Origin of the sequence: Rhizobium sp. MHM7A (genome assembly GCF_005862215.1) — a bacterium.
Taxonomy (GTDB): domain Bacteria; phylum Pseudomonadota; class Alphaproteobacteria; order Rhizobiales; family Rhizobiaceae; genus Rhizobium; species Rhizobium bangladeshense.
Window position 1 is genome coordinate 1 of record NZ_VCHT01000071.1, and the last position, 1149, is coordinate 1149.

The following is a 1149-nucleotide window of genomic DNA, read 5'->3' on the forward strand; positions in this document are numbered from 1 at the left end:
CAGGACCCGGCTCGAGCGCCGGCCACCGTTGCGTTCATAGATATTGCAGGATTCAGCGCCATCGCGGACGTGTATGGAGACGCGGCCGCGATTGACGTGCTTGAGGTATTCGAGCGCATGGTCCGTGACGCCCTCAGCGGCTATGAACCCCCGATAAAATGGATCGGCGACGAGGCAATGCTGTCGTTTCCTGAGCCCGATACAGCGATCCAGGTACTCGGGTCGCTGTTGCAGGCCTGCCGTAGAGAACCACGGCTACCGCTCACCCGGGCGGGGCTGAACCACGGGCCGGTCACCTGCAGAGCAGGCGATCTCTTTGGATCGACCGTCAACATCGCCGCACGAATAGCCGCGCTCGCGTCGCCCGGTCAATTGCTTGCCACTCAATCCGTTGCCGAGGCGGCTGTCGCCAGAGGCATCCTGGTGCGAGACCTCGGACTGGTGGCGCTCAGATCCGTGGCCGGAGAAGTCCCTCTTTATGAGATAGAGCTTGCTCCGTCGGCTGACCCGGCCTGGATCGACCCGGTGTGCAAGATGCATGCACCGTATTCATCCTATAGACGGGCCGCGCCAGAGGGGCCGTGGTTTTGTTCGCCGCGCTGTGAGGAAGCATATCGACGGTCGCCGCAGACCTATGAGTCACCCAGGTGATCGTTTGCGACTTCGGGGCAGAACGCCTGTCAACCCAGGTGTCCGCTGCGAAATCAGATCTGTCTGAAACTGGATGGATAACCCGCTTTCTCAATGGCCGTATTGATCGCGGCTGGATCCTTGGTCTCAACCTTCGCAGTCCTGGCCGCAAGATCGATGCTGGCGGAAGCTTCCGGGTCCGCCGTCTTGATCGCCTTCTCCACCGTGCTCGCGCAATGGCCGCAGGTCATGTTCTGGATTTCGAATTCGTACATGGTGGTCTCCAAATCGTCTAACTGACCCGATATGGGGTTTCCAACCATGGGAAGGTCAAGTGCAATCCTGCACAAAAGAGCCGCGCCGCTTCGACAGCTCTCGATAGAGCGCTTCCGGCGATACGCCGATATCGTTGGCCAGCGCCTTCCATTCTCCTTTCAACGGCAGCTCGCCGTCGTTCCATGCGAGCCAGGATTCAAGACGAGCGGCCACTGTCTTCAGGCTGGCGATCTCCGCGCGCTT

At 60.4% G+C, this 1149-nt stretch carries 2 protein-coding genes and 1 pseudogene; 1 reads left to right on the plus strand and 2 read right to left on the minus strand.

Annotated features, from left to right (window positions below; translation table 11 throughout):
* On the plus strand, positions 1-651 hold a 651-nt coding region (locus FFR93_RS40415), incomplete at its 5' end, for an adenylate/guanylate cyclase domain-containing protein (RefSeq protein WP_138397229.1).
* Between the two features lie 53 nt (positions 652-704).
* Here the strand turns inward: FFR93_RS40415 and FFR93_RS40420 are convergent.
* Together FFR93_RS40420 and FFR93_RS40425 are read right to left on the minus strand one after the other, a co-directional pair.
* Complete coding sequence (locus FFR93_RS40420) at positions 705-905, minus strand: heavy-metal-associated domain-containing protein (RefSeq protein WP_138397230.1); 201 nt, start codon at positions 903-905, stop codon at positions 705-707.
* Between the two features lie 55 nt (positions 906-960).
* Positions 961-1149, minus strand: a pseudogene (locus FFR93_RS40425) (Crp/Fnr family transcriptional regulator); the annotation flags it as partial.